The 1,393-nt window shown below is 46.6% G+C and carries 2 tRNA genes and 2 rRNA genes; all 4 read right to left on the bottom strand.

Annotated features, from left to right (window positions below):
* Positions 1-282 (bottom strand): 23S ribosomal RNA (locus QNI15_RS38810); the annotation flags it as partial.
* A gap of 272 nt (positions 283-554) precedes the next feature.
* A tRNA-Ala gene (locus QNI15_RS38805) sits at positions 555-628 on the bottom strand.
* Positions 629-705: 77 nt separating this feature from the next.
* Positions 706-779, bottom strand: a tRNA-Ile gene (locus QNI15_RS38800).
* A 221-nt stretch (positions 780-1,000) separates the two neighbouring features.
* Positions 1,001-1,393: ribosomal RNA gene (locus QNI15_RS38795) — 16S ribosomal RNA — on the bottom strand; the annotation flags it as partial.

The raw sequence follows: 1,393 nt of genomic DNA, 5'->3' as shown, positions 1-1,393 counted from the left end.
CCCGCTATTGCCGTAACAATAACGGTTTGGGCTTATCCGTGTTCGCTCGCCACTACTTACGGAATCACTGTTGTTTTCTCTTCCTCCGGGTACTTAGATGTTTCAGTTCTCCGGGTTTGCTCACCTTTCGGTGTGACTGGTCTTCAACCAGCCGGGTTTCCCCATTCGGACATCTGCGGATCACAGCTTCTGTGCAACTCCCCGCAGCTTTTCGCAGCTTAGCACGTCCTTCCTCGCCGCCAAGAGCCAAGGCATCCTCCATGCGCCCTTTGTAACTTCCGTAAAATACTCTTTCTATTCTTTGATATCACTACCAAAGCTAGATTATACTCAGCCTTGTCTCTAATTGCTTAGAAACAAGCGCTCGTTACTCAGTTTCTCTTTTTTTCCATCTGTCAAAGAACTTCTGTCATTTATAAACTTACGTTTGCACGTATGTTTACTAAACAACATGGTGGTTTTTACAACCTGAGGACTTTCACCTACCAAACAAACGTTTTTGTTTAGGCTTTTTTACTTTCTATTCTTACTTAACTCTCTACTATTAAAATAAGTGGAGGTGAACGGAGTCGAACCGATGACCCCCTGCTTGCAAAGCAGGTGCTCTAGCCAGCTGAGCTACACCCCCATGATATGGTACTGTTAGGTAATTCTTTCAATGAAATCATCTACTAGAATCATCCTTCAGCAGTGTGGTTGATAGTGTGGGCCTGCGTGGACTCGAACCACGGACCTCTACATTATCAGTGTAGCGCTCTAACCACCTGAGCTACAAGCCCATTTACTGGTCCGTTACTTATATTTTTTACCTTTGCTAATTGCTTATAGTAAGCATGTAGCTCAGATTTTATTTTTTGGGTGAGAAGCAAAAGATAGGAGCGTGAGCTGATCGCATGGTTGTACATAGATCAGCTCTGAGTAGTTATCTGGTTTATTTGTGAAAGAGAAGTACTCAACTAAGAGTGTGTAATCTAAGATTACCTTCCTACAATCACTCCAGAAAGGAGGTGTTCCAGCCACACCTTCCGGTACGGCTACCTTGTTACGACTTAGCCCCAGTCACCGGTTTTACCCTTATCGGCACTGTACCTGCCGACTTCAGGTCACCCCAGCTTCCATGGCTTGACGGGCGGTGTGTACAAGGTCCGGGAACGTATTCACCGCGCCATTGCTGATGCGCGATTACTAGCGATTCCAGCTTCATGAAGGCGAGTTGCAGCCTTCAATCCGAACTGTGACTATCTTTTTGAGATTGGCTACTGATCACTCAGTCGCTACCCTCTGTAATAGCCATTGTAGCACGTGTGTAGCCCCGGGCGTAAGGGCCATGATGACTTGACGTCGTCCCCTCCTTCCTCTCTGCTTGCGCAGGCAGTCTGAATAGAGTCCCCAC

The organism is Xanthocytophaga flava, assembly GCF_030068545.1.
GTDB classification, from domain to species: domain Bacteria; phylum Bacteroidota; class Bacteroidia; order Cytophagales; family 172606-1; genus Xanthocytophaga; species Xanthocytophaga flava.
Note: the sequence above shows the minus strand (reverse complement) of the source record. Positions and strands in the feature narration are given on the sequence as shown.